General features: G+C 49.0%; 22 protein-coding genes. 11 read left to right on the plus strand and 11 right to left on the minus strand.

From position 1 onward, the window contains the following. Position 1 precedes the first annotated feature (1 nt). Both OOK74_RS02335 and OOK74_RS02340 read right to left on the minus strand, forming a co-directional pair. Positions 2-370, minus strand: a complete 369-nt coding sequence (locus OOK74_RS02335; RefSeq protein WP_166013619.1) for a YraN family protein — start codon at positions 368-370, stop codon at positions 2-4. Continuing rightward, positions 357-2,162, minus strand: a complete 1,806-nt coding sequence (locus OOK74_RS02340; RefSeq protein WP_278183047.1) for a penicillin-binding protein activator — start codon at positions 2,160-2,162, stop codon at positions 357-359. The genes OOK74_RS02335 and OOK74_RS02340 overlap by 14 nt, the downstream gene beginning before the upstream one ends. A gap of 65 nt (positions 2,163-2,227) precedes the next feature. On the opposite strand from OOK74_RS02340, the gene rsmI reads away from it, so the two are divergent. Beyond that, positions 2,228-3,094: a 16S rRNA (cytidine(1402)-2'-O)-methyltransferase gene (gene rsmI, locus OOK74_RS02345; protein WP_278183048.1), complete on the plus strand. Its 867-nt coding sequence runs from the start codon at positions 2,228-2,230 to the stop codon at positions 3,092-3,094. A gap of 94 nt (positions 3,095-3,188) precedes the next feature. Here rsmI and OOK74_RS02350 read toward each other — a convergent pair whose 3' ends face one another. Beyond that, the gene (locus OOK74_RS02350; RefSeq protein ID WP_274722406.1) at positions 3,189-3,806 is read right to left on the minus strand and encodes a LuxR/HapR/OpaR family quorum-sensing transcriptional regulator; all 618 of its coding nucleotides are present in this window, start codon (positions 3,804-3,806) and stop codon (positions 3,189-3,191) included. A gap of 312 nt (positions 3,807-4,118) precedes the next feature. On the opposite strand from OOK74_RS02350, the gene hpt reads away from it, so the two are divergent. Further along, a complete protein-coding gene (gene hpt / locus OOK74_RS02355) occupies positions 4,119-4,652 on the plus strand; it encodes a hypoxanthine phosphoribosyltransferase (RefSeq protein WP_274722407.1) in 534 nt (177 codons plus the stop codon). 70 nt (positions 4,653-4,722) lie between these two features. Here the strand turns inward: hpt and can are convergent, their stop codons facing one another. Then, on the minus strand, positions 4,723-5,391 hold the full coding sequence (can, locus tag OOK74_RS02360) for a carbonate dehydratase (protein ID WP_274722408.1): 669 nt from the start codon (positions 5,389-5,391) through the stop codon (positions 4,723-4,725). Positions 5,392-5,644: 253 nt separating this feature from the next. On the opposite strand from can, the gene OOK74_RS02365 reads away from it, so the two are divergent. Together OOK74_RS02365 and OOK74_RS02370 are read left to right on the plus strand one after the other, a co-directional pair. Further along, complete coding sequence (locus OOK74_RS02365; RefSeq protein ID WP_166013614.1) at positions 5,645-6,562, plus strand: ABC transporter ATP-binding protein; 918 nt, start codon at positions 5,645-5,647, stop codon at positions 6,560-6,562. A 5-nt stretch (positions 6,563-6,567) separates the two neighbouring features. Then, on the plus strand, positions 6,568-7,338 hold the full coding sequence (locus OOK74_RS02370; protein ID WP_278183049.1) for an ABC transporter permease: 771 nt from the start codon (positions 6,568-6,570) through the stop codon (positions 7,336-7,338). Positions 7,339-7,418: 80 nt separating this feature from the next. Here OOK74_RS02370 and panC read toward each other — a convergent pair whose 3' ends face one another. The 7 genes from panC to sfsA all read right to left on the minus strand — a co-directional run bounded on the left by panC (position 7,419) and on the right by sfsA (position 13,351). Continuing rightward, a complete protein-coding gene (gene panC / locus OOK74_RS02375; protein ID WP_278183050.1) occupies positions 7,419-8,300 on the minus strand; it encodes a pantoate--beta-alanine ligase in 882 nt (293 codons plus the stop codon). A gap of 10 nt (positions 8,301-8,310) precedes the next feature. Next, positions 8,311-9,105, minus strand: coding sequence for a 3-methyl-2-oxobutanoate hydroxymethyltransferase (panB, locus tag OOK74_RS02380; protein WP_166013611.1), 795 nt, complete (start codon positions 9,103-9,105; stop codon positions 8,311-8,313). Positions 9,106-9,107: 2 nt separating this feature from the next. Next, positions 9,108-9,611: a 2-amino-4-hydroxy-6-hydroxymethyldihydropteridine diphosphokinase gene (gene folK / locus OOK74_RS02385; protein ID WP_278183051.1), complete on the minus strand. Its 504-nt coding sequence runs from the start codon at positions 9,609-9,611 to the stop codon at positions 9,108-9,110. Next, the gene (gene pcnB, locus OOK74_RS02390; RefSeq protein WP_278183052.1) at positions 9,608-10,978 is read right to left on the minus strand and encodes a polynucleotide adenylyltransferase PcnB; all 1,371 of its coding nucleotides are present in this window, start codon (positions 10,976-10,978) and stop codon (positions 9,608-9,610) included. Before pcnB ends, folK begins: the two co-directional genes overlap by 4 nt. Before the next feature lie 89 nt (positions 10,979-11,067). Next, the gene (gene gluQRS, locus OOK74_RS02395) at positions 11,068-11,958 is read right to left on the minus strand and encodes a tRNA glutamyl-Q(34) synthetase GluQRS (RefSeq protein ID WP_278183053.1); all 891 of its coding nucleotides are present in this window, start codon (positions 11,956-11,958) and stop codon (positions 11,068-11,070) included. 87 nt (positions 11,959-12,045) lie between these two features. Further along, a complete protein-coding gene (gene dksA, locus OOK74_RS02400) occupies positions 12,046-12,492 on the minus strand; it encodes an RNA polymerase-binding protein DksA (RefSeq protein WP_166013607.1) in 447 nt (148 codons plus the stop codon). 124 nt (positions 12,493-12,616) lie between these two features. Continuing rightward, on the minus strand, positions 12,617-13,351 hold the full coding sequence (gene sfsA / locus OOK74_RS02405; RefSeq protein WP_278183054.1) for a DNA/RNA nuclease SfsA: 735 nt from the start codon (positions 13,349-13,351) through the stop codon (positions 12,617-12,619). A gap of 63 nt (positions 13,352-13,414) precedes the next feature. Between sfsA and hrpB the strand changes: the two genes are divergently transcribed. From hrpB to OOK74_RS02440, 7 genes are all read left to right on the plus strand, one after another. After that, on the plus strand, positions 13,415-15,877 hold the full coding sequence (gene hrpB, locus OOK74_RS02410; protein ID WP_278183055.1) for an ATP-dependent helicase HrpB: 2,463 nt from the start codon (positions 13,415-13,417) through the stop codon (positions 15,875-15,877). A gap of 10 nt (positions 15,878-15,887) precedes the next feature. Next, positions 15,888-18,221 carry a penicillin-binding protein 1B gene (gene mrcB / locus OOK74_RS02415; protein ID WP_278183056.1) on the plus strand — a complete coding sequence of 778 codons (2,334 nt, stop codon included), beginning with the start codon at positions 15,888-15,890 and terminating at the stop codon, positions 18,219-18,221. A 111-nt stretch (positions 18,222-18,332) separates the two neighbouring features. Further along, positions 18,333-20,654 (plus strand): patatin-like phospholipase family protein, encoded by a 2,322-nt coding sequence (locus OOK74_RS02420; protein ID WP_278183249.1) that lies wholly within the window; start codon positions 18,333-18,335, stop codon positions 20,652-20,654. A gap of 289 nt (positions 20,655-20,943) precedes the next feature. Continuing rightward, positions 20,944-23,541: a bifunctional aconitate hydratase 2/2-methylisocitrate dehydratase gene (acnB, locus tag OOK74_RS02425; RefSeq protein WP_277206339.1), complete on the plus strand. Its 2,598-nt coding sequence runs from the start codon at positions 20,944-20,946 to the stop codon at positions 23,539-23,541. A 157-nt stretch (positions 23,542-23,698) separates the two neighbouring features. Beyond that, on the plus strand, positions 23,699-24,070 hold the full coding sequence (locus OOK74_RS02430) for a YacL family protein (RefSeq protein ID WP_274722418.1): 372 nt from the start codon (positions 23,699-23,701) through the stop codon (positions 24,068-24,070). 244 nt (positions 24,071-24,314) lie between these two features. Beyond that, positions 24,315-24,653, plus strand: coding sequence for a P-II family nitrogen regulator (gene glnK, locus OOK74_RS02435; RefSeq protein ID WP_166013602.1), 339 nt, complete (start codon positions 24,315-24,317; stop codon positions 24,651-24,653). Positions 24,654-24,676: 23 nt separating this feature from the next. Next, positions 24,677-25,906 carry an ammonium transporter gene (locus OOK74_RS02440; RefSeq protein WP_274722419.1) on the plus strand — a complete coding sequence of 410 codons (1,230 nt, stop codon included), beginning with the start codon at positions 24,677-24,679 and terminating at the stop codon, positions 25,904-25,906. The last annotated feature ends 57 nt before the right edge of the window (positions 25,907-25,963 follow it).

Raw genomic sequence — 25,963 nt, forward strand, 5'->3', positions numbered from 1 at the left:
TCTATCCTTCAGTTATCGCGTTTTTTAACCATTCGATATGTTGCCCTTGCTGATGAATCGCAACCACATCAAAACGAAAATCCGCACTGTGACTATTTATGTTATTGGCGAGCATCCACCAATTTGCTGCTTTGATCAAGCGATCACGTTTGCTGCGGGTGATGGTTTCTGCGGCATGACCGTGTTGGCGATTGGCGCGATAACGGACTTCAACAAATACCCAAGTGGCACCTTGGCGCATCACCAAATCTAATTCGCCGCAGCGATAATTGACATTTTGGCTGACCAGTTTTAATCCTTGGCGGCATAGGTGCTGTGCCGCCATCTGTTCATAGTGGTTGCCTTGGGCGCGAGAGTTAGCGAACTCCATGCTCCGCCCAACTGATTTCGCGTTGTACCACACACTGATCATCAATGCTCAGTACACCGGTTTGGCCATCAAGGGTATAACCTTCGACGATTTTCATTTGTGGAAGTTCCACCATCAGTTGATACGCATCCATTCCGAGTGCTTGTAAGCGGCGCTCGGCATTTGAGCTGTCCGGCCAAATTTGAGTCAGTTGCTGCTGGAGGCTTGGCGATGGATGGATCAGCAGTGGAATATCGCTGTAGGTGACACCGGATAAATCTTCATACTGACGGCCACCGGCATTGCTGTTGGAGTTAGAAAACAGCTTTGGAGGACGAGTGTCTGGGTTGATCGCGACTTCAATGAACGGTTTGATTAAGGTGAGATCGGCGCTGTTGGCAACAATATACACCGCATCGATATCGCGGCGGCTCCGCGGCTGACTTTCTAAGCCAATACCAAGCAGCGATTCGATCTGAGCAATATTTTGCTGGCTATCTTGTAAGCCAAAAATTGAATTGATATTGCGTTGTAATTGACGCTTATCACCAAACAGATTAACCGCCACTTTATTGTTACTAAAGTGTCGCCACTCTTGATTAAAGGCTTCCACCACACGCTGCCCATAAGCATTTTGTGGCGCTAAAATCAGCGGATAGCGGTAGCCTTGGCTGAACAAATGTTTAGCGGCTTGTGCCACCTCTTGCTCTGGTGATAAAGCCAGATAACACGCGCCAGCAGTGGTATCGATATTATCCGGAATATTTAACGCTAACATTGGGATCGTTTGGCCACGGCTTTGTTGCAAGCGTTGTAATTGCTCAATATTGTCTTTAATTAATGGCCCGACCACAAAATCAATGTTCTGGTTGGTCAGGGTGGCATCCACCGATGCTAGTGATTCGGCATTGGTATCAATGATGGTTAAAGTGGCGTCCGTTGCGCGTTCAGCATCATTCATCATCGCAAACACGAAACCATCACGAATAAATTGCGCCTGTTTGGCAAATTTGCCGGTTAAAGGCAGCAGTAATGCGGTATGGGTTGGTTTGACAATATTGAGTGCCAAAATATCGCTGATGGCTTTAGGGGTATATTTTGCTGCCGGATGTTGTGGGTTTTCGGCCAGCCAGCGCTGCAAGGTGTTTTGTAGCTGTGGCAGATTGCTGCCCAGCGTTTTCATATAGATGGTTAATTGTAACCAGCCGCTTAGTTGTGTTTCATTGGGGCCCACGGCAAGGCGAGTCAGATTGTTTGCCGAATAGTGATTCAAGCTAGCCCAGATTTGATCGGCTAACGCTTCTTGCTCACGGTTTGATGACATCTCATACAGCGCGATCAATTCACGAGTGGAGTCAAACGGGCGATCTAGCGCGGTAAAAATATCGGCGCGTAATTGGTAATATTGTTGCCATTGAACCTGTGGTAATGACCAGTTCGCTTGGAAATTTAATTGGCGGAGCGCTTCTTGATACTGTTCGCTATTCACCAGTAATTGTGCGCGCAGCAGTTGCCATTGTGCTTGCTGAGTTTCGGTCAACGGTTGTTTGGCAAGGCGGATGATCAATAATTGCGCTTGCTCGGGATTGTTTTCGGCAATCGCGGCTTTGAGGGCCATCAACAACCAATCATTTTGTTGCGTACCTTGGCTGGCATCGGCACGCATTAAGTAGGTTTGTGCGGTTAACAGTGGTGGTGCGGCAATATCGACCACATCCGGTGACGAAGGTTGAGTCGAGCAGGCCGATAACACGATTGATAATGCAATCGGAGTCAATATGCGTGGTACACTGCGTCGCTGATGGTGGTTCATAGCCATGATTCTTTCGTTAGTCCGTAAGTTGTCTCTATATTAATCGTTGATGTGATGGTAAACAAATGACAGATACTAAAACCGTGCCAAATGGTGCACCAACTCTTTATATTGTGCCAACCCCGATTGGTAATTTGGGTGACATCACACAACGAGCCTTAGAGGTGTTAGCCCAAGTCGATATGATTGCCGCGGAAGATACTCGTCATACGGGTAAATTATTAGCGCACTTTAATATCAGCACCAAAACTTTTGCTCTGCATGATCATAATGAGCAGCAAAAAGCCCAGTTTTTAGTCGATAAGCTGCAATCGGGCATGTCGATTGCGCTGGTATCCGATGCTGGCACACCACTGATTAGCGATCCAGGTTATCATTTGGTCAATCAATGCCGTCAAGCTGGGGTCAAAGTTGTGCCACTTCCTGGCCCTTGTGCGGTGATCACGGCGTTAAGTGCAGCTGGTCTTCCGTCCGATTGCTTTAGTTTTGAGGGTTTTTTACCGGCTAAGAGTAAAGCACGTAAAGATAAGCTACTTGAAATCGCTAAAGTCACGCGCACTTGTATTTTTTATGAGTCACCGCATCGGATCTGCGACGCCCTGCAAGATATGCAAGAGGTACTGGGCGGTGAGCGTCAGGTGGTTTTGGCGCGCGAGTTAACCAAGACTTTTGAAACCATTCAAGGTATGCCATTGGCACAATTGATCACCTGGATTGCTGAAGATGATAACCGCAAAAAAGGCGAAATGGTGCTGTTAGTGCATGGTTATCGGGCGGCTGGTGAGCAGACTCTGCCAGATGATGCATTGCGCACCTTAACTCTGCTCAGCAAAGAGCTGCCACTCAAAAAAGCGGCGGCGCTTGTCGCCGAAATTCATCAGTTGAAGAAAAATGCACTGTATAAATGGGGCCTAGAGAATTTGGGTGAATAATTTCAACTAATTGATTTTATTTAGATTAGGCCGATGCTTAACGCGTCGGCCTGTTATTTACGGTTTAGACAATCAAGCTTTAAAGTTTTAGCTGTCAAACCTTGGTTTTATAGATACATAGCATATTGAGATAGCTATCAACCAGTTTATACATCGCATCTTGCGCACCAACGCGGTTGATCTGCAGAAACAGTGAGTAAAAGATGCCATGAAACAGGCTGGTGATATGTTCAACATCATGCTTTTCACATAATTCACCACGTTGCATCGCTTTGCTAAACATATTTTTGATCAGCAATTGATTCGTTCGGTTAGTGGCAACGAATAGCGGCCACACTTCCTCGCGGGTTGATGTACTCCATTCAAACAATACTTTTAGCCAGTGGCAATCGGTGATTGCCAGTTGCACCATCTGTTTGCACAAATTTTGTAGGTTGCTTTTCACATCTAAATCCAAATCGATGTGATCGGTGAGGAAATTCGAATACTGCTGAACCACAAAATTGAGCACATCATCCACCAGATCTTCACGAGTCGGGAAGTAATTAAACACGGTTGCCACCGAGACCTGGGCAATTTCTGCAATGTCAGCATGACCCGCGCGGCCTATCCCACGCTTTGCAAACACTTCTAAGGCGATTTCCATCAGTTGCAGTTTACGTTTATGAGGGGCCAAGCGAGTTCGCTGGGGTTTTTCTATTGATGTATCCATACCAAAAGGTCCTTGCCAATGAGACGATTGATTGAGCATCTTGCTCTAATAGTTATTGTGTCATTTATTAATAAATGCCTAATGAGTGTAATGGTGCATATATGTGAGGTCAATCGTCACCGGATTGAAATGCGCAGTAATAGTGATTTTTGGTCGGTTGTAACATCGCTTGGCTTGAGTGAAATCATCAGCGCGCAGAGAATCGAGTGTGAAACGATTAACAGCTTTTGAGGGAAATGCTACTATGCACGCCTGCCAATAGGCACCCGTAAAATCAGCGATGCTGATATCGCGCAACATAACGAGAATGGTATGAAACACACAGTTGAAGTCATGATTTCTGAGCAGCAAGTTGCTCAGCGCATTGTCGAGTTAGGCCAACAAATTACCAAGCACTACCAAGGCAGTGAAGATTTAGTGTTAGTCGGCTTGCTTCGTGGTTCGTTTGTATTTATGGCCGATCTCGCTCGTCAAATTGATCTGACTCACCAAGTGGATTTTATGACCGCTTCAAGCTACGGCAACAGTATGCACAGTTCACGTGATGTGCGGATCCTGAAAGATTTGGACGATGATATTAAAGGCAAAGATGTGCTGTTAGTGGAAGATATTATCGATACTGGCAATACGCTGAGCAAAGTCAAAGAAATTTTGGCACTGCGTGAGCCGAAGTCGATCGCGATTTGTACTTTGCTCGATAAGCCAACGCGTCGTGAAGTGGATGTCGCTGTGGATTGGGTTGGTTTTGAAATTCCCGATGAATTTGTAGTAGGCGTGGGTATCGACTACGCGCAGAAATATCGCCATCTGCCTTATATTGGTAAAGTGGTGCCAGTTGCCGAGTAATCATTGAATTTAACCGCCATAACGCCCACTCAGTCAGTGGGCGTATGAGTTAAGCCATATCGTTAATCTGTCAGCGACACAGCAAACGATGCTGTGGATTGAGAATTTTCTCTAACGCTTGGTGATAGTTGCGCTCTACTGCATCGCGTGAGTCACAAGCCACCCCTAAATACTCCAAACGGCCATCGCCAATACCATACACGAAACCGTGCACTTCGACTGATTGTCCACGTTCCCAAGCATTTTGTAGCACAGTCGAGTTGGCCAAGTTATACACTTGCTCGGCAACGTTAATTTCGGCTAATTTATCCGAGCGATCTTCCGCTGGCATTTGCTCCAGATAATGGCGATGTTTGAGATAGTAATCACGAATATGCAGCAACCAGTTATTAATTAAACCGAGTTGTGGATTATCAATTGCCGCAGTCACCCCACCACAGCCATAGTGGCCACAAACAATAATATGTTTAACTTGCAGTACATCCACCGCATATTGCACCACGGATAAGCAGTTGAGATCCGTATGGATCACCTGATTAGCCACATTACGGTGGACAAACAGTTCACCAGAATAGAGACCGGTGAGTCGCTCGGCAGGCACTCGGCTATCGGCACATCCGATCCACAAAAAATCCGGGTCTTGCCCTCTGGCTAGTTTGGCAAAATATTCCGGATTTTCGGCTTTGATTGACTCTGACCATTTTGAGTTATTCTCAAAAAGCTGTTTAATTTCTGGCATCTTATTTCCCTTAGATTGTTAGCCACAATATACACAATCTCACCCATGCTAGCTCACCTAATTTGTGGGTTGATTCACTGCTCTGACGTGTTTTGGTAGCCTTCGCCTAAACTCAGTGTAGGCATGATACTGCCAGTAGTGAGTGTTTTTAGGCTGACGGAAGCAAGAAATGCTCGCCTTTCACAGGTTAAGGGTTGAAAAAACGCCATTAAAGCGCAACATCACGACGGTCATCAGTAAAAAGGTTGCAGTTATGTACGCACTGGAAATACAACAGCTCACAAAAACCTATGCCGGTGGCTTTGAGGCGCTCAAAGGCATCAGCTTGCAGGTTCAACAAGGGGATTTTTATGCACTACTGGGGCCTAATGGGGCGGGTAAATCGACCACCATTGGTATTATTGCATCGCTGGTGAATAAAACGTCTGGCCAGGTCTCTGTGTTTGGTTACGATCTCGATACTCAGCTTGAGCGAGCTAAGCAGCAGCTTGGCCTAGTACCACAAGAATTTAACTTTAACCCGTTTGAGACGGTTGAACAGATCGTGTTGCAGCAAGCGGGCTATTATGGTGTGCCCAAAGCGCTGGCTAAGCAACGGGCGAAAAAATATCTGACTCAGCTCGACTTGTGGGAAAAACGTAGTGAGCGGGCCCGCCATCTTTCTGGGGGTATGAAGCGCCGTTTGATGATCGCCCGTGCGTTAATGCATGAGCCGCAACTGCTGATCCTCGATGAACCGACGGCAGGGGTGGATATTGAGCTACGCCGCTCGATGTGGGAGTTTCTGCAGCAGATTAACCAGCAGGGCGTCACCATCATTCTGACTACACATTATCTGGAAGAAGCCGAAACGCTGTGCCGCAATATTGGCATTATTCAGCGTGGTGAATTAATTGAAAACACTAGCATGAAAGATCTGCTTGGTAAGCTGGATGTGGAGACCTTTGTGTTGGATATCGATGGTCAGCAGACGATTGCGCCACTGCAAGGGGTGATCAAACAGCAACTGGTGCAAGGCTCGCTGGAGATTGAATTGGAAAAGAGCCAAGGCATTAACCATGTGTTTAGCCAATTGACTGAGCAAGGGGTTAAGGTGCTGTCGATGCGTAACAAGGTCAATCGCCTAGAAGAGTTGTTTGTCAGTATCGTTAATAATGCGAAGCGAGGCTAACCCGTATGTATCAAATTTATTGGACCGCATTTCGCAGTTTATTAAGTAAAGAAATTCACCGTTTTATGCGGATTTGGGTGCAAACCCTAGTGCCACCTGCGATCACCATGACGCTCTATTTCATTATTTTTGGTAATTTGATTGGCTCAAGGATTGGCGAGATGAACGGCTTTAGCTATATGGAGTACATTGTACCCGGGCTTATTATGATGTCAGTCATCACCAACTCTTACTCCAATGTGGCGGCTTCTTTTTTCAGTGCTAAGTTTCAAAAGAACATTGAAGAGTTGTTGGTCGCTCCGGTGCCCAATTATGTGATTATTGCCGGATATGTGATGGGCGGTGTGGCGCGCGGTTTATTAGTCGGGGCAATGGTGACCGCCGTTTCGCTGCTGTTTGTTGATCTGCGGGTCGAGCATTGGGGCGTGATTTGTGCCACGGTATTTTTAACTTCGGTGGTGTTTGCGCTCGGAGGATTGATTAACGCGGTATTTGCCAAAACTTTTGATGATATCTCGATCATTCCGACCTTTGTGCTGACGCCGTTGACTTATCTGGGTGGGGTATTCTATTCCATAAGTCTGTTGCCGGAGTTTTGGCAAGGGGTATCGCAGATCAACCCGATCGTCTATATGGTCAATGCATTCCGTTATGGCTTTCTTGGTATGTCGGATGTCGATATTAGCACTTCGTTTGCGGTATTAGTGGCTTTTGTGCTGGTGCTGTATGCGGTGGCGCACTATTTAGTGACCAAAGGTAAAGGGCTGCGCAGCTAGGCTTCACTTTTTATTAATGCTTGCGTCGTTAGCGAAAAAAGGTCAACCGAGGTTGACCTTTTTGCTACGAGGATGAGGGATTATTCTTCTTCAGCGCTGGCTTTATTTTCGATTTGCAGGTCAAGCACTTGGTTATCGATCAAGCGTACTTTACCAAGAAAAGCCGACATCAAGATCACCGCTTGTTTACTCTCATGGCTGATCGGTAATAGTGTTTGCGCATCACGGATGAAAATTTCATCAGGCTCTAAATCAGCGGCGCGTAACTGGTCCACTGCATCTTGGATCACCGATGGATAATCGCTGCGTCCACCACGGATCGCACTGTTGATCCAACGCATAGTGCGCGCTAAGACTGGCGCGCGTTGACGTTCATCCAGCGTCAGCAAATTATTACGTGAACTCATCGCTAGGCCATCTAATTCACGCACGGTTGCTACGCCAACAATTTCAATATCCAGACACAGATCTTCGACCATCTGGCGGATCACTGCCAATTGCTGGAAATCTTTCTCGCCAAAGCAAGCCACATCGGGTTGTATGATGTTAAACAGCTTAGTGACAATCGTTGCCACGCCACGGAAATGTCCGGGACGAGAAGCGCCTTCCAGCATATACGATAGCCCTGGTACTTCGACCGAGGTCTGCTTATCCAACCCTTGCGGATAGAGAGTTTCTGCGGTTGGGGTAAATACCAGATCAACCCCTTCACCATTGAGTTTGCTCAAATCCTCTTCCAGGGTGCGTGGGTAGTTTTTTAAATCTTCTGCCCTGTCAAACTGCATTGGGTTGACGAAAATACTGACCACCACCACATCGGCTAACTCACGGGCTTTGCGCACCAGCGTTAAATGGCCTTCATGTAAATTACCCATAGTCGGCACAAACGCGACACGGCGACCTTCACGTTTCAATTGTTTGATCTGCTCGCGAACAACAGCTAGGTCTGCAAATACTTGCATCTATGACTCCTTAGGCAATAGTGTGGGCGAGATCGGGAAATGCGCCACTGGCCACATCTTCGATATATTGGGTAACCGCTTGACGGATATCACCGGTTTCGGCCAAGAAATTTTTCGAGAATTTAGGCATGTAGTTGGCGGAAATACCAAACATGTCATGCATAACCAGAATTTGGCCATCGGTGCCATTCCCAGCGCCAATGCCAATCACGGGTACATCCAAAATTTGGGTGATCCGTTTGGCGAGATCGGCCGGTACACACTCTAACAGGATGATTTGTGCCCCGGCTTCTTGCAGCGCGATAGCATCACGCACCATACGATCCGCTTTATCTTGCTCACGGCCTTGTACTTTGTAGCCACCGAAAATATTAACCGATTGTGGCGTTAAGCCTAAGTGAGCACAGACCGGGACGGCACGTTCAGTCAACATTTTTACGGTGTCGACTAACCAATCGCCGCCTTCAATTTTTACCATATTCGCCCCAGCACGAACCAGTTTCGCAGCATTATCACACGCTTGTTCAGGCGTGGTGTAGCTCATAAACGGCATATCAGCCATCAATAGGCAGTTGGGGCTACCTTTACGTACACAACGGGTGTGGTAAGCAATATCTTCCACCGTGACAGGCAAGGTATCCGCCTCACCTTGTAACACCATGCCCAGTGAATCGCCTACCAACAAGAGTGGCATGTCTAGGCTCTCAAATAATTGAGCAAAACTTGCATCATAAGCGGTGGATGTAGCAAATTTGCGACCCTCTTGCTTCCATTTCATCAGGTCGTTTATGGTTATTTTTTTCATGTTTAGTCCTTACTCGACATTGGCGAGTGCCAAACTCTGAGCCCATTAAGCGGCACTTGTTGCAGTAACGTTTGGATCTCAGTCCCGTCAGGGAGGGTTAAATTGGGTGCAATTTCTGCGAGCGGATAGAGCACAAATTCACGCACTTTCATTCCATAGTGGGGAATGGTGAGACGCTCACTCTCTATCACTTGATTGCCATAAAGCACAATATCAAGATCGAGGGTTCTTGGCCCCCAGCGCTGATTTTTACGCACGCGTCCCTGCTGCAGCTCAATGCGTTGTGTGCTATCGAGCAATTCCAGTGGGGTTAATTCGGTTTCGATGGCCGCCACCGCATTGATGTAATCGGGCTGATTTTGCGGCCCCATTGGGGTACTGCTATAGAGCGATGAAGCCGCGATTAAGCGCGACTTCGGTAATTGAGTAAGCTGGTGGATGGCCTGTTGGGCTTGGGTGACCGGATCGCCCAAGTTACTGCCAATCGCAATGTAAGCAAGGATCATTCGCTAGGTTTACTCTTTGATTTATTGCGTGATGGTTTACGACGTCGCGCGCTGGATTTGCTGCCCGGCGCATTGCCAACATCGGCCACCATCGCTTGACGCATATTACGCCCTGCGTTTTGGAAAGTCGCCCACCATTCGGCCAATTGTTTGGTTTCACCGCCTTCAATTTCACCACGCATCTCTAAGAAATCAAAGCCAGCGCGGAATTTACTCAGTTCTAACAGGCGAAACGCACGTTTACTGCTGCGCCGCGGTAGGCGTTGCTGTAACTGCCAAATATCGCGGATGGTAGTGGTGTGACGGCGTGGAATGGCGATACGTTTAACCACTTCATCCAAAATGCGGTTGCTGGCTTCAGTGATCGCATCAAATTCATTGAGCTTGAGCGAACCCATTAAGTTATTGGCCAGCTCTATCATCGGATACCACAACATTGCAGCAAACATAAAGGCTGGGTTGATGCGCAGATCTTGTTCTAGTCGAATATCGGTGGCATCCAGCACTAAATCGAGCATCTGCTCGGTTGGTGAACTGTGATCTTCGGTAAAATATGCCGCGACAGTTGGGAACAGCTGTTGGAATAGCTGGTATTCACGCATCAAGTGGTAGGTTTCTAAGCCATGACCCGCTTGCAGCATTTTCAGCGACTCTTCATATAGACGTGCAGCTGGAATATCGCGCAGCAAAGGTGCTAGTTGCTCAATCGGCGCAGCGGTATCTTCCTCAATATCAAAATCGAGTTTAACCGCAAAACGTACCGCGCGCAGCATGCGTACCGGATCTTCACGGTAGCGAGTTTGCGGATCACCAATCAGGCGCACTAAGCGATCGTCGAGATCTTCCATGCCACCGGCATAGTCGTGGATGCTGTAGTCGGCAATATTGTAATACATCGCATTGATGGTGAAATCGCGTCGTTCCGCATCTTGATCTATCGTGCCGTAGACATTGTCACGCAGCAGCATGCCCGCTTCAGATTGTGCGGCAATCTGTTGGCTTGAATTGGATTCTTGGTGATGACCACGAAACGTCGCCACTTCAATAATGTCACGTCCAAACATGATATGGGCCAGACGAAAACGTCGCCCAATCAGCCGACAGTTGCGAAACAGTTGGCGCAATTGTTCAGGGGTAGCATTGGTGGCGACATCAAAATCTTTTGGTTTGCCACCAAGCAGTAAATCACGCACTCCACCGCCGACGAGAAACGCGGCAAACCCTGCCGCATGCAGGCGATAGAGCACTTTTAGTGCATTGTCGCTGATCTGCTTACGTGAGACTGGGTGTTCCTGACGCGGAATGATAGTCAAAGCTAAGTCTGGATATGTGTGAGTGTTACTCAATTCAAAATCGTTATTATTCATGTGCTTCTGACAATGATGGCGGTGACCGCTGTAAGCGCTACGTAGCTTAACTTGACGCTCAAGCGGACGGAATTTGCTGCAATAATAGCTTAAGCCGGACCATTTGAGAATCTTGGTGTGATCTCGATCGCTGCGGGTAGCTGACTTAGCTGCCAATGGTGGCAGCCCCAGGTGAGCATTTGCTCCAGATTGGCATCGCAAAAATCGGCTGGTAGTTCAAAGCCTAAAAACTGCATGGCCTGCACCAGAGTTGGCTTTGGTTGCAAAGGATCAATCGCCGGTGCGTGATTCTGTTTGGACAGTTTATTGCCGTTACCATCGATTGCCAAAGGTAAATGCAAGTAGCTGACCGGTTTTTGTTCTAACGTGTGATACAAGCTGATTTGTCGTCCGGTTGGCTCAATCAAATCGGCACCGCGTACCACCTGAGTCACCCCTTGCTCAATATCATCAATCACTACCGCAAGGTTGTAAGCAAACAGGCCATCACGACGTTTGATGATGAAGTCTTCTTGCGCTAACGCTGAAGGTATAGTGATGGTGCCATGTTTCAAATCAATGAACTGCAGCACCGGATTATCCATGTGTAATCGAATGGCGCAGTCGTGATGTTGCCGCGGTGGATGGCGTTGGCAGTGGCCGTTATAAAATCCGCCCATTGCCTTAACCGCTTGGCGGGTGCACTGACAGTAATAGGCTTGACCACTGGCGAGCCATTGATCGATCTGCTGCTGGTATAGCGCGTGGCGCTGGCTTTGGTACACCACCGTTTGATCCCAATGCAGACCATACGCCTCCAAAGTGCGCAGAATATGCGCGGCAGCGCCGGGCATTTCCCTGGGTGGATCAAGATCTTCAATCCTTACCAGCCATTGACCTTGTGCGGCCTTGGCTTGGAAATAGCTCCCTAGCGCGGCGATTAACGATCCAAAGTGTAATGGGCCAGAAGGCGAGGGGGCGAAGCGACCAATATAGTTCATGGGGCGATTAACCTGTCGTTTGGCAATTATGCCAATAAACAACAAAAGGGAGCTGCGGCTCCCTTTTTCTTTTCTTGCGGCTGGATGTTAGCCAAGCATTTGCTTTTCTTTGATTTCAGCCAGTGTTTTGCAATCAATACACAGATCCGCCGTTGGGCGCGCTTCTAAACGGCGCGTACCAATTTCAACGCCGCATGATTCGCAGTAACCGAAATCCTCTTCTTTAATTTTATCGAGTGTTTTTTCGATTTTTTTGATCAAACGGCGTTCGCGATCACGGTTACGCAACTCTAAGCTGAACTCTTCTTCTTGAGAAGCTCGGTCAACAGGGTCTGGAAAGTTGGCCGCTTCGTCTTGCATATGGTGTACCGTGCGGTCCACTTCTTCTCTCAGTTGGTTACGCCACGCTTCTAAAATTTTTGTAAAATGCGTGATTTGCGCCGGTGACATATACTCTTCACCCGGCTGCATTTGATATGGCTCAACACCTGCAATGGCTAGGATGCCCAGCGTTTTCTTTTTAGACTCTGTCATACAGATCTCCTACTAACCCTAGTCAACTGCGCGAGCAGTTCATTTTAAGGCGGGTATCTATAGCAAAAAGAAGTGGGGGAGGCAAACAATCGAAGCTAAAGTTATCGTCAATGTGAACAGACCATCAATTTTTTACTATTTGATGGGCAAATTTAAGTTGCGACGCGATTCGAATTTGATGCTCTGAAAGTGATGCTTGGTAACATAGCACTTCCACTCCGGCTTCTTGTGCCGCTTTTAATAACTGTGAATAGTTGGGGTCTATATGGAGGGCGGGAGCGACTTTTTCAATCCCTGAATGTAAAACAGAAAAGAAAAGGATCGCACGCTGACCTTGTTTGGCCATTTGCGCCAGCTCGCGCAGATGTTTTTGACCTCGGGTCGTGACGCTATCTGGAAAGTAACCTTGTCCTGGTCCGCCTTGTTCGCTATCCAATAAGGTGACGCTTTTGACTTCGATAAAGCAGTCTGGGCGGGAATCTGCACTGAGCAAAATATCGATCCGACTATTTTCATCGCCATATTTTACTTCGGTGCGCAGCTGCTCATAACCTTGCAACTGGGCAATCTCTCCAGCCAAAATCGCCTCTACCACTAAGTGGTTTGCCCGCGCAGTATTGACGCAAATCCAATCGCCCGTTTGGGTTTCGGTTAATTCCCAGCTTTGTGGGTATTTGCGTTTAGGATTGTCGGAGGTGGAAAACCACACACTGCTGCCAGGCTCAGCACATCCGGTCATCGCCCCAGTATTGGCACAGTGAATGGTGATCTGCGAGCCGTCAGCGAGCGCGATATCGGCTAAAAAGCGTTGGTAGCGTCTGATCAAGGTCGCTTTTTGTAACGGTGGTGAAAAGTGCATGTCTCGGCTTAGATGTTTTTTTATGTACAATGGCGCGGTCATTAAAGCATACAGGAACCCACCTTGTCACAACTGCCGATTGTCGCGCTGATGCCTAAGCTGCTAGACAGCCTTAGTCAATCCGCGCAACTTATCCTAAAGGCCGCGCCGGGCGCGGGTAAATCGACCTACTTTCCGTTGCAATTGCTGCAAGCTGGCTTATGCAACGGCAAGATAATCATGCTTGAGCCAAGACGCTTGGCGGCGCGCAATATTGCGCGCTATTTGGCGCAGCAGTTAGGGGAAGAAGTTGGGCAGCGAGTCGGCTATCGAGTCCGCGGCGAAACCCGAGTAAGCCGCTCAACTCAGCTAGAGATTGTGACCGAAGGCATTATGACGCGGATGCTGCAAAACGATCCGGAGCTAGATGGCATCGAGGTACTGATTTTTGATGAGTTTCATGAGCGCAGTATTCACGCTGATACGGCCTTGGCGCTCGCGCTCGAAGTGCAAGCCGCTTTGCGTGAAGATTTAAAAATTGTGGTGATGTCGGCCACCTTAGATCAAGCCGCGCTGCAAAATTTATTGCCTCAAGCGCGGTATGTAGAATCGCAAGGGCGCGGTTTTCCGATCGAGATCCGCTACCAGCCTCTGCGTACTGATGAACGCTTGGTTGCTGCAATGCAGCGGCATATTCGGCATTTATTGCAGCATGAAACCGGTTCACTGTTGGCCTTTTTGCCCGGAGCGGCGAGCATTCACCAACTCAGCGAGCAACTGAGCGATTTATCCGCTCACATTGAGATTTGTCCATTGTATGGACAGATGGCATTTGCCGCTCAGCAGCGTGCGATTGCGCCTGCGGCTGCCGGGCGGCGCAAAGTGGTACTGGCGACCAATATTGCTGAAACCTCGCTGACCATTGAGGGGATCCGTATTGTGATCGACAGTGGGCTTGAACGCAGTGCGCGTTTTGATCTCAAAACCGGCATCACTCGGCTAGAGCAAGTGCGCATTGCTCAATCATCGGCTGAGCAGCGCGCCGGACGGGCTGGGCGTTTAGAGCCTGGGATTTGCGTGCGTTTATACAGTGAAGCGCAGCTTAAGCAGCAGCCTTGGCTCGCGGAGCCAGAAATTCTCCATACCGATTTAGCGCCGTTAGTGTTAGAGCTGGCACAATGGGGCGCCCCCGCGACCGATTTAGCGTGGTTGGATCTGCCGCCTGAGCGTGCTTTAGCGCAAGCGCAGCAACTGCTGCAACGGCTCGGATTATTGGATGAGCGCGCTCAATTGACTCAGGCCGGAAAAGACGCACATCAACTAGGGGTTGAGCCTAGAATTGCGGCGATGTTACTGAATGCGCAACGGTTAGGTGAGGTGGCTTTACAAAGTAGCTTAGCATTAGCGGTGTTGTTGGAAGAGCCAGAGCGGCAAGTGGTGGATGTGCAGCACAGCTTGCATCGTTGGCAGCAAGGTCACCATCCGCAGCGTAAGCTATTGTACCAGCGTGCGCAAAGCTTGGCTGCTAAGTTGGATACGGTGTTTTCGCTGGCGATGGTCGAAGAAGCGTGGCTTGGTTTAGTGGCGTGTTTGGCGTTTCCGGATCGGATCGCCCAACAGCGCGCTCAGCAGCCGGGGCAGTTTTTACTGGCCAATGGTCATGGTGCTTGGCTGGCGGTGGATGAAAATTTAGCAGCTGCCGACTATTTGGTTGCGTTGGATTTGCTGCGTAGCCAAGGTCAAGCCAGTCAAATTTTCAGTGCGCTTAGCTTGTCGATCAACGCGCTTGAGCAGTGGTTGCCACAATTAATCGGTTGTGTTGAACAAGTTGACTGGGATGAGAAAGCGGGGCGATTGAGCGCGCAACGGCAGTGGCGGATTGATCAACTCATCGTGCGCCGTGAACATCTCCCTGCGCCAGATCAACAACAAATGACCGAAGCTTTACTGAACTATGTTCGGCGTAAAGGGCTCAATGTGTTAGCGTGGAACGAAGCGGCGAGTGAGTGGTTGGCACGTGCTCGTTGTGCGGCGGCGTGGTTACCGGAAGAGGATTGGCCACAATTGCACGATAAAGCGCTGCTGGCACAACTGGATGATTGGTTAGCGCCTTATCTCGTGGGTGTGACTTCGGTGCAAGCTTTACAACATGTCGCGGTATTAGAAGCCCTTAAGCATTATCTTGGTTGGTCGCTTACTCAGCAATTGGATCAATGGTTGCCAACCCATTATCAGTTGCCGACCGGTCAGCAGCAGAAAATCCGTTACCAGCTCGGCATGGATCCTATGTTGTCGGTACGCATGCAGCACGTGTTTGGTGAGCACAGCTCACCGCGAGTTGCGAAAGGGACTAAAGCGGTGGTGATGGAATTGCTGTCCCCAGCCCAGCGCCCTTTGCAAGTGACGCGCGATCTGGCCAGTTTTTGGGCTGGAGCTTATCGGCAAGTACAAAAAGAGATGAAGGGTCGCTACCCGAAACATGTGTGGCCAGATGATCCGGCAAACCACGTCGCCACCACCCAAACCAAACGACATTTCAACCCATGATCAGATACCGATGACCAAAAAAAGTAGTAACTCGCCGCGTGGCCGCACTGCGCGCCGTGGCAAAAAGAGCTCTTCCTCAAGACTGCGCCTTTGGCTGACTAAACTGTGGGCCATCTCTTGGAAAGTCGCCTTAGCGTGCGCAGCGCTATTGCTGTTTATCGGAATTTATTTAGATTCGATGATCAAACAGCGCTTTGATGGGCAATTGTTTGATTTACCGACGGTCGTTTATGCACGGATTTTGACCTTAGAGCCCGGCAGTGGGCTCAGCTTGCCAGAGCTGCGCAATGAACTGGATGTGCTCAATTACCGTAAAGTGGCCCAGCCGCGCTTGGCCGGTGAATACTCATCATCAGCCACGCGGATTGAGCTGATCCGTCGCCCTTTCGAATTTGCCGATGGCCCAGAGCCCGATCGCCGCGTCATGTTGACGTTTGCCGATGATGGCTTGCGCAGCATTGAGGCTTTAGAGCAAAAACGGCAACTCGGCTATTTACGTTTAGAGCCTAAACTGATGGGCATGCTGGAAAAAAACTCGCCGGAACAGCGACTTTTCTTAGCTCGTGAGCAATTTCCTGAAGTGCTAGTCGATGCTTTGCTGGTGACCGAAGATCGTGATTTTTATCAGCATGATGGTGTGTCGCCATTGGCGATTGCTCGGGCAATGCTGGTTAACCTCAAAGCTGGGCGTACGGTACAAGGCGGCAGTACGCTGACTCAGCAATTGGCGAAAAATATTTTCCTGTCGAGTGATCGCACCTTGTGGCGTAAGTTGCGTGAAGCGTATATCGCGCTGATCATCGATCACCGTTATAGCAAAGATCGCATTCTGGAAGCCTATTTGAATGAAGTTTATCTAGGGCAAAGTGGTGGCGATGCCATCCACGGTTTTGGTTTAGCATCACGACTCTACTTTGGTCAGCCACTGCAAGAGCTGCGGATTGATCAACTGGCGCTGTTGGTGGGGATGGTTAAAGGCCCGTCATATTACAATCCACTGCGCTTTGCTCAGCGCGCGCGCGAACGGCGTGATTTAGTGCTCAAGTTGATGATGCAGAACGATATTTTGACCGCCGCACAATATCAGCAAGCGGTCACTCGTCCACTTGATGTGCAGAAAAATGCGCAAATTGCCAGCCGTCAGCCGGCTTATTTCCAACAAGTGTCGATCGAGTTAAAGCAGAAGTTAGGTGATAAGTTTAAAGCCGACTCAGGCTTGCGGGTGTTTACTTCGCTCGATCCAGTGTCGCAAAGTAAGTTAGAGCAGGCGATCCAACAGCAGATCCCGCAGTTGGCAAAAACTGCTGGCCAAGATTTGGAAGCGGCTGCGATTGCGGTTGATCGCAACAGTGGCGAGATCCGCGCCATGGTGGGTGGTAAGCGTACCGGTTATGATGGTTTTAACCGGGTACTGAATGCCAGCCGTCAAATCGGCTCGCTGGTTAAACCAGCGGTATACCTCACTGCCTTAGCGCATCCGGATCAGTACCATTTAGCCACGACCCTAGAAGATAAACCGATCACTTTAAAAGGTAGCCAAGGTACTGCGTGGACGCCGCGTAACTATGATCGTCAATATCGCGGTGCCGTGCCGCTTTATCTCGCGTTAGCTCAATCGCTCAATGTGCCGACGGTGCAGTTGGGGATGCAGCTTGGCATTGAGCAAGTGGCGACCACGTTGGAAAAATTGGGGGTTAAACGGGATGAGATCCGCCCAGTCCCTTCGATGCTACTCGGATCATTTTCGCTGACCCCATATCAAGTGGCACAAATGTACCAAACCTTGACCAACTCGGGGCAAAAAGCGCCACTCTCTGCGCTGCGTTCGGTACTCGATGTACAAGGCAATGTGCTGTATCAATCTTTGCCGAAAGTCTCCCCAGCCGTGGATCAGCAAGCGGCATGGCTCACCACTTATGCGCTTAAGCAAGGGGTACAACAAGGAACCGGGCGCGCTTTACACGCTCAATTTGCGCACGCGGGTTTGGCTGGTAAAACCGGTACCACCAATGATAACCGTGATAGTTGGTTTGTCGGCGTGGATGGCCGCGAAGTGACTACCATTTGGTTGGGGCGTGATGATAACCAATCCACCAAATTAACCGGATCCAGCGGCGCGTTACGAGTGTATGCGCAGTATTTGCAATACCGTATCCCGCAACCATTACAGCTACCCTGGCCGCAAGGGATCAGCACTTTTGGGTTTGCTCAGCAGGCGCAAGGTGGCCTAACCCTTGATTGTGATAACGCGTTTAAACTGCCGATTTGGGATCCGCAACAAAAGTTCAAGCAGCAGTGCGATAATCGCCCGACGGAATGGATCAAAAATCTGTTTCAATGGTAGTTTCTTGCTTGGCTCACTGCGCTTAATTGATGCATGTCTTGCCGTTGTTTGGTGAGCGTTTGGCGTTTATAGTGATTTGATTCTTAAGAATTTCGAGGGTAATTCAGCGTGATGAGATGGGCGGCATTATTCAGCATGGTGGTGGGGATTGGGCTGACGCCTGCGCTGCTCGCACAACCGATACTCGGACAACCAATACTCGAACAACCTATAGAAGCTAAGCTCGTGTCGCGTCCTAAAATCGCCTTAGTATTGGCTGGCGGTGGTGCAAAAGGGGCGGCGCACATGGGGGTGATCAAAGCGCTGGAAGAGTTGCAGGTGCCGATCGATATCATCACTGGTACCAGCATGGGGGCTTATGTCGGTGGTCTGTATGCTACAGGCATGAGTGCACAAGAGATTGAAGCCTTGATTTATAGCGTGGATTGGAACCGCGGTTATCGCGATCGGGTTGATCGTAGTCAGCGCAGTCTGCGTGATAAAGAGTATGAAGACCGCTATCAAATTACTACCGACCTCGGTTTGCACTGGGGGGAGGTGCGTGCCCCCAAAGGGGTTGTGCAAGGGCAAAATATGCTGCGCATGCTACGCGAAACCACGGGTAATCTGCCGGCGTTTGAGTCATTCGATCAATTGGTGATCCCTTATCGTGCGGTGGCGACCGATATCATTAATCTGCAAGAAGTGGTGTTGGATAAAGGCTTTCTGGTCGATGCGATGATGGCCAGTATGTCAGTGCCTGGCGCACTGCCGCCTTATGAGATTGATGGTTTGTGGCTCGTCGATGGTGGCGTGACCAATAATATGCCGGTTGATGTTGCTCGTGCGATGGGTGCGGATATTATCATCGCGGTTGACATCAGTACCGATTATAAAAGCCAAGCCGATTTCACCAACCTGTTTACGGTAGCGGATCAACTGTCCAACTATCTAGTCCGGCGTAGCACTGAAAAACAGAGTGATCATCTGCATCCGCAAGATCTGTTATTGCGTCCATCGGTGGGCAAAATGGAGACCACCGAGTTTGCTAAAATGCCGGATGCCTTTGCCATGGGCTATCACGTGGCGCAACAGCAGCGTGAGTTCTTACAGCGTATCGCGCTCAATAGCGCACAGTATCAAGCGTATCTTGAGGCCAAACAGCAACGGCGCAAAACTTTACGCTATGGCGATCAGATCCACATCGATCACATTGTGCTGCACAATGACAGCCACTACAGCGATCGACTGCTTCTCAATCGACTCAATTTAGCCCCCGATCAAACATTCAGCCAAGAGCAAATAGAAACCCGTATTGAAGATCTCTATGCGTTAGATCGCTTTGAATTGGTGCGCTATCAATATCAGCAGCAAGGTACCACCCAACAATTAGCGATTGATGTACGAGAAAAATCCTGGGGGCCGAACTATGTCAATTTTCGATTTTTTCTTGAGGATGATTTCACAACCAATAGCCAATACGCTCTGGGGGTTTCGACCAATTTTACCGACATCAATCCCCACGGCGCGGAATTGACCCTCAATTTAGAAATGGGCACCGACAAGCTAGTGGAAGCGCAGCTGTATTCGCCTTTTTTATCGGAACAGAAAATTTTTACCACCGCAGCTTTGGCCTACAGTAACGAGACTCGCAACGCCCCATTAACCGGATTTAATGATACTTCGTTGAGCGCAACCAAAAATTATTTGCCAGTGACCTACTCAGAATGGGTGGCCGAAATGGCGTTGGGGTATCAGGTTGAATTATGGCGCGAGTTGAAAGTAGGGCTGCGCTATAGCCAAGGTGATGGTGAAGCCTCTTCTTTACCGGTTTTCGGTGACTTTGCCTTCCAACGGCGTGGGCTATTTTTTGATTACCGCCACGACACCTTGGATGATTTTATTCTGCCTCAGCAAGGGCTCTATTTTAATTTGGGATACTTAGTTTCCAAAGACAGTTTTGATGGGAGTAATCCATTGTCTGACACGATGACACCATCAGATACTGTGTCTGAGTTATCCGCCCGCTTGGTGGCTGCACATACTGTGGCTCGCCACACTTTGGTGGCTAATTTGGATATGGGGGTGGTGAAAAGTGAGCATTCATCAACGCCAATCGACCCGAAAAGCATTGGGGGTTTTCTTAATTTATCCGGTATTCCACGTAATAGCCTGATTGGTCAGAACAAAGTTTACGGTAATCTCATTTACCGTTACCGCTGGTTTGATAATGATTTCGGGATGTTTACCTCACCAGTCTATTTAGGCGCTTCGCTAGAGTATGGGGGGGTATGGTCAGACCCAGATCTGCGTTTGAAAGAGGCGCCCTTGTATCGTGCCAGTTCACTGTTTGCTGGGGTCAATTCACCGATTGGGCCAATCATGTTTGGCTATGGGCGCACTGAACAACATTATGATTCAGTGTATTTTATTATCGGAACCACGTTTAAATAAGCATATCTTGCGTGGTGGATGATTGGACGCGGCTTGCGAGCAAGTTCAGATGTGGATGATAAGTTGCGTTGATTAGCCGGTGACTTTGATGAGTAAGTTGCTATGTGGGTCAAAATGGTGAGATTTTAATTGCAAGTTAAACTTGCTATTCTGACCCCACTGTTTGGCGCTCTTGCGCACGGTTGCTCTGTCAAACGGAGTGATAGCAAGCGTGAGGGAGCGTCAAATTTCCAAGGATGTTCGCGGGTATTGTGATCAACGACGCGAACCGCAATGAGAGGAAAATGTCGTGCTTGAAGCCTACCGTAAACACGTCGCAGAGCGTGCTGCTGAAGGGGTCGTTCCAAGAGCTCTAGATGCAGAACAAGTTGCTGGACTTGTTGAGTTACTCAAAAATCCGCCGCAAGGTGAAGAAGCTTTTGTGCTTGATTTACTTGAAAATCGAATTCCACCGGGCGTGGATGAGGCGGCGTATGTCAAAGCCGGATTCTTAACCGCTGTCACCCAAGGTAAGGTGAGCTCTCCTTTAATCAGCCGTGCCAAAGCGGCTGAATTACTCGGTACGATGCAAGGTGGTTACAATATCGAACCATTGATTGCATTGCTGGATGACGCCGCTCTTGCGCCGATCGCGGCCAAAGCGCTGTCACATACGCTGTTGATGTTTGACAACTTCTACGATGTACAACAAAAAGCCAAAGCGGGTAACCCGTTTGCTCAGCAGGTGCTGCAATCATGGGCGGATGCCGAGTGGTTCTTATCCAAGCCCGCGTTAGCTGAAAAAGTCACGCTAACGGTGTTTAAAGTCAGTGGCGAAACCAACACCGACGATCTCTCACCTGCACCGGATGCTTGGTCACGTCCAGATATTCCGGTACATGCTCTCGCCATGCTCAAAAATGCGCGTGAAGGGATCGAACCTGATGTGCCGGGCAAAGTGGGCCCGATTCAGCAAATCGAGGCGCTTAAAGCGAAAGGTCATCAACTGGTGTATGTCGGAGATGTGGTTGGTACCGGCTCATCGCGCAAATCGGCCACCAACTCGGTGCTGTGGTTTATGGGCGATGATCTACCTAACGTGCCCAATAAGCGCACTGGTGGGTATGTGCTGGGGGGTAAAATCGCGCCAATTTTCTTTAATACCATGGAAGATGCCGGAGCCTTACCGATTGAAGTCGATGTGTCTAAGCTTAAGATGGGCGATGTGATTGATCTCTACCCATTGGCGGGCAAAGTCTGTGATCACCAAACCGGAGCAGTATTAGCCACCTTTAAGCTAAAAACCGAGGTGCTTATTGATGAAGTACGTGCTGGTGGCCGCATTCCGCTGATTGTTGGCCGTGGTTTAACCGATAAAGCGCGCCATGCCTTAGGTTTAGAGCCTTCAAGCGAGTTTCGTCGCCCTGTTGCGGTTGCCGATAGCGGTAAAGGCTATACGCTGGCTCAAAAAATGGTCGGTAAAGCTTGCGGCGTCGCCGGTATTCGTCCGGGCACTTATTGTGAGCCTAAAATGACCACCGTTGGCTCACAAGATACCACTGGCCCTATGACGCGTGATGAACTGAAAGATTTGGCTTGTCTTGGTTTTTCGGCTGATCTGGTGATGCAGTCTTTCTGCCACACTTCGGCCTACCCGAAACCGGTGGATGTGCAAACCCACCATACACTACCGGATTTTATTATGAACCGTGGCGGAGTCTCGTTGCGTCCCGGTGATGGCGTGATCCATTCTTGGCTGAACCGAATGCTACTGCCAGACACGGTCGGCACTGGTGGCGATTCGCATACCCGTTTCCCGCTGGGGATCTCTTTTCCTGCCGGCTCCGGCTTGGTGGCATTTGCTGCAGCAACGGGAGTCATGCCATTAGATATGCCTGAGTCGATTTTAGTGCGTTTTAAAGGTCAAATGCAGCCGGGGATCACCTTGCGTGATTTGGTGCACGCAATCCCTTATTACGGCATTCAACAAGGTCTGTTGACCGTCGAGAAATCCGGTAAGATCAATGAGTTTTCTGGGCGGATTCTTGAGATCGAAGGGGTAGAACATCTGACCGTTGAACAGGCGTTTGAACTATCAGATGCTTCGGCGGAACGTTCTGCGGCCGGTTGTACGGTAAAACTATCACCGGCTTCGATTACCGAATATCTGCAATCCAACATTGTGATGCTGAAGTGGATGATCGCGGAAGGCTATGGCGATGTGCGTACTATTGAACGCCGGATTGAAGCGATGCAGGCTTGGTTAGCCAATCCGGTACTGATGGAAGCAGATCAGGATGCGCAATACGCTCATGTGATTGAGATTGATCTAGCCGAGATTAAACAGCCAATCTTGTGTGCCCCGAATGATCCGGATGATGCGCGGTTGCTGTCAGATTGTGCTGGCACCGCCATCAATGAAGTGTTCATCGGTTCTTGTATGACCAATATTGGCCACTTCCGTGCGGCAGGCAAATTACTGGAGCAGTTCAATGGTCAATTACACACCCGACTGTGGGTCGCTCCGCCTACCAAGATGGATCGAGATCAGCTGATCGAAGAGGGCTATTACGGTATTTTTGGCCGAGCCGGAGTGCGCATTGAAACGCCGGGATGTTCGCTGTGTATGGGTAACCAAGCCCGAGTGGCGGACAACGCTACGGTGATTTCAACCTCAACGCGTAACTTCCCTAACCGGTTGGGCAGTGGCGCTAACGTCTATCTTGCTTCGGCAGAATTGGCCGCAGTGGGGGCGATTTTAGGACGGATCCCAACCCTGGCTGAGTATATGCAGTATGCCAAACAGATTGATGCAACGGCGGCAGATACCTACCGCTACCTTAATTTCCATCTGATGGGGCAATACACCAGTAAAGCCAACGCGGTTATTTTGCAACAACCCGCTTAAGCGTAAACGTAAGTTCTGCTATCAAAGCCGCGCTAGTCGCGGCTTTATTTTGCTGTACGTTTTCAAGGTATGATGAAACTTGGTCAAACCGGACTTTTCCCCTCACTCAGCGCTTTGCGATATACTTAAGCCATGATGTATCGAGCGGGAGAGCCGCATGGAATTTGAATTTATTAAGAACACCTTGTTAGGCGAGTATGCGGTCCGCTGTAGTATGGATCATCAAATTGTTGGCCGTTGGTTGCAAGAAGAGATTGGTCAAGATCAAGGCAAACTTAAACAAATTTTTGCTTTGATTGAGCAAGCGGCCGATTCACCAAGCCAAGAGTGGCTTTGGACTGGGCGTGAAATTTCTCTTATGGTGCAAGGTGATGAGATCACGGTGCAAGATAATGCCCTGGCTTATGACACCGAGCATGAATTAGAGAGTGATTTCTTTTTGTATGACAGTGAAAGTATCGCTACTTGTGGGCGAGAAGACTTTCTTGCGTTGCTGACCCAGTGGCAGAGCTTTATTCAGTCGCGCTGATTGCAACGCCAATCATTAAAGTGCCAATCATTAAATTTTCAATCATCAAAACCTTAGCCATCAAAATTGGCGGCTGAGGTTAAATCGTGTGCATTATTGTAGGGAAAAGGCTGCACCAAATGAGTGCAGCCTTTTGTTTTTTTAGAATGCTTGTGGTTTTTATTGTTTAAAATCATGGCGTTAAAAGTTGGCACGCGGCTTGGATAATCAATAGCAAATCGACGACTGTTTCGGAGAGGAAGAGATGAAACTGATTAGCGCTATTATTAAACCATTCAAGTTGGATGATGTTCGTGAAGCATTGGCGGACGTGGGTATCGAAGGGATGACAGTGTCTGAAGTCAAAGGCTTTGGGCGGCAGAAAGGGCACACCGAGCTGTATCGTGGTGCGGAGTATCAGGTCGATTTTTTACCTAAGGTAAAAATTGAGATCGCAACCCAAAGCGACAATGTCGATCGGGTACTTGAAGCCATTATCAAAGCGGCGCACACCGGAAAAATCGGTGATGGCAAAATCTTTGTCTATGACCTGAGCCATGCGGTGCGTATTCGTACCGGTGAAATGGATTCAGAAGCCCTTTAACCTCAAGGATGAGAGATTGAATTATGGAATTATCAACCACAGTGACTGAGCTGCGTTATGCGCTCGACACGTTTTTCTTCCTGATTTCAGGAGCGTTAGTAATGTGGATGGCGGCGGGATTTGCCATGCTCGAAGCGGGGTTAGTGCGCTCGAAGAATACCACTGAAATTCTGACCAAAAACTTTGTGCTGTATGCGATTGCGTGTACCACTTATTTAGTGGTCGGCTACAACATTATGTATCTTGATAATACTGAAGGTGGTTGGTTACCCTCTCTCGGAACACTGATTGGCTCACAAGCTGAGGGGGCAGATCACTCACTAGAGGCGGATTTCTTCTTTCAAGTCGTGTTTGTTGCCACATCGATGTCGGTGGTTTCTGGTGCCGTCGCGGAACGGATGAAGCTGTGGGCATTCTTGATCTTCTCGGTGATTTTGACCGCGTTCATTTATCCTATTGAAGGTTACTGGACTTGGGGTGGCGGTTTCCTTGCCGAGGCCGGTTTTAGCGATTTTGCTGGTTCTGGTATCGTACATTTAGCTGGTGCTTCGGCAGCATTGGCGGGAGTGTTGTTGCTCGGAGCTCGTAAAGGTAAATACGGTAAAAATGGTGAAATTCACCCGATCCCTGGCTCGAACATGCCATTGGCAACCTTAGGTACATTTATTTTGTGGCTGGGTTGGTTTGGCTTCAACGGTGGCTCACAATTGATGCTCTCCGATTTTGAAAATGCGACGGCGGTGGGCAAGGTGTTCCTCAATACTAATGCCGCGGCAGCCGCAGGGGCGATTGCAGCACTACTAGTATGTAAAACCACTTGGGGTAAAGCAGATTTAACAATGATCCTCAATGGTACGCTGGCTGGATTGGTCGCGATCACCGCCGATCCTTTGTCGCCCTCGCCACTGTATGCCGTAGCGATTGGTGCCGTCGCTGGTGTATTGGTGGTATTTAGTATCATCGCGCTTGATAAGCTGAAAATTGATGATCCGGTGGGCGCGATTTCGGTACATGGTGTATGTGGCTTATTTGGTTTACTTGCGGTGCCAATCAGTAATGCAGAGGTGACATTGGGCGCCCAGTTACTTGGTGCGGTGGTGATTTTTGCTTGGGTATTTAGTGCCAGTCTAGTGGTGTGGTCCATTATCAAAGCAACAATGGGGATCCGTGTCTCAGAAGAAGAAGAGATGGAAGGGATGGATATGCACGATTGTGGCGTTGTTGCCTACCCAGAGTTTGTAAATAACAAATAATTCATTGATTATTATCACTAATAAAACAAAACCTACCAGAGTGGTAGGTTTTGTTTT

Source organism: Vibrio misgurnus, assembly GCF_029635775.1.
GTDB classification, from domain to species: Bacteria; Pseudomonadota; Gammaproteobacteria; order Enterobacterales; family Vibrionaceae; genus Vibrio; species Vibrio chanodichtyis.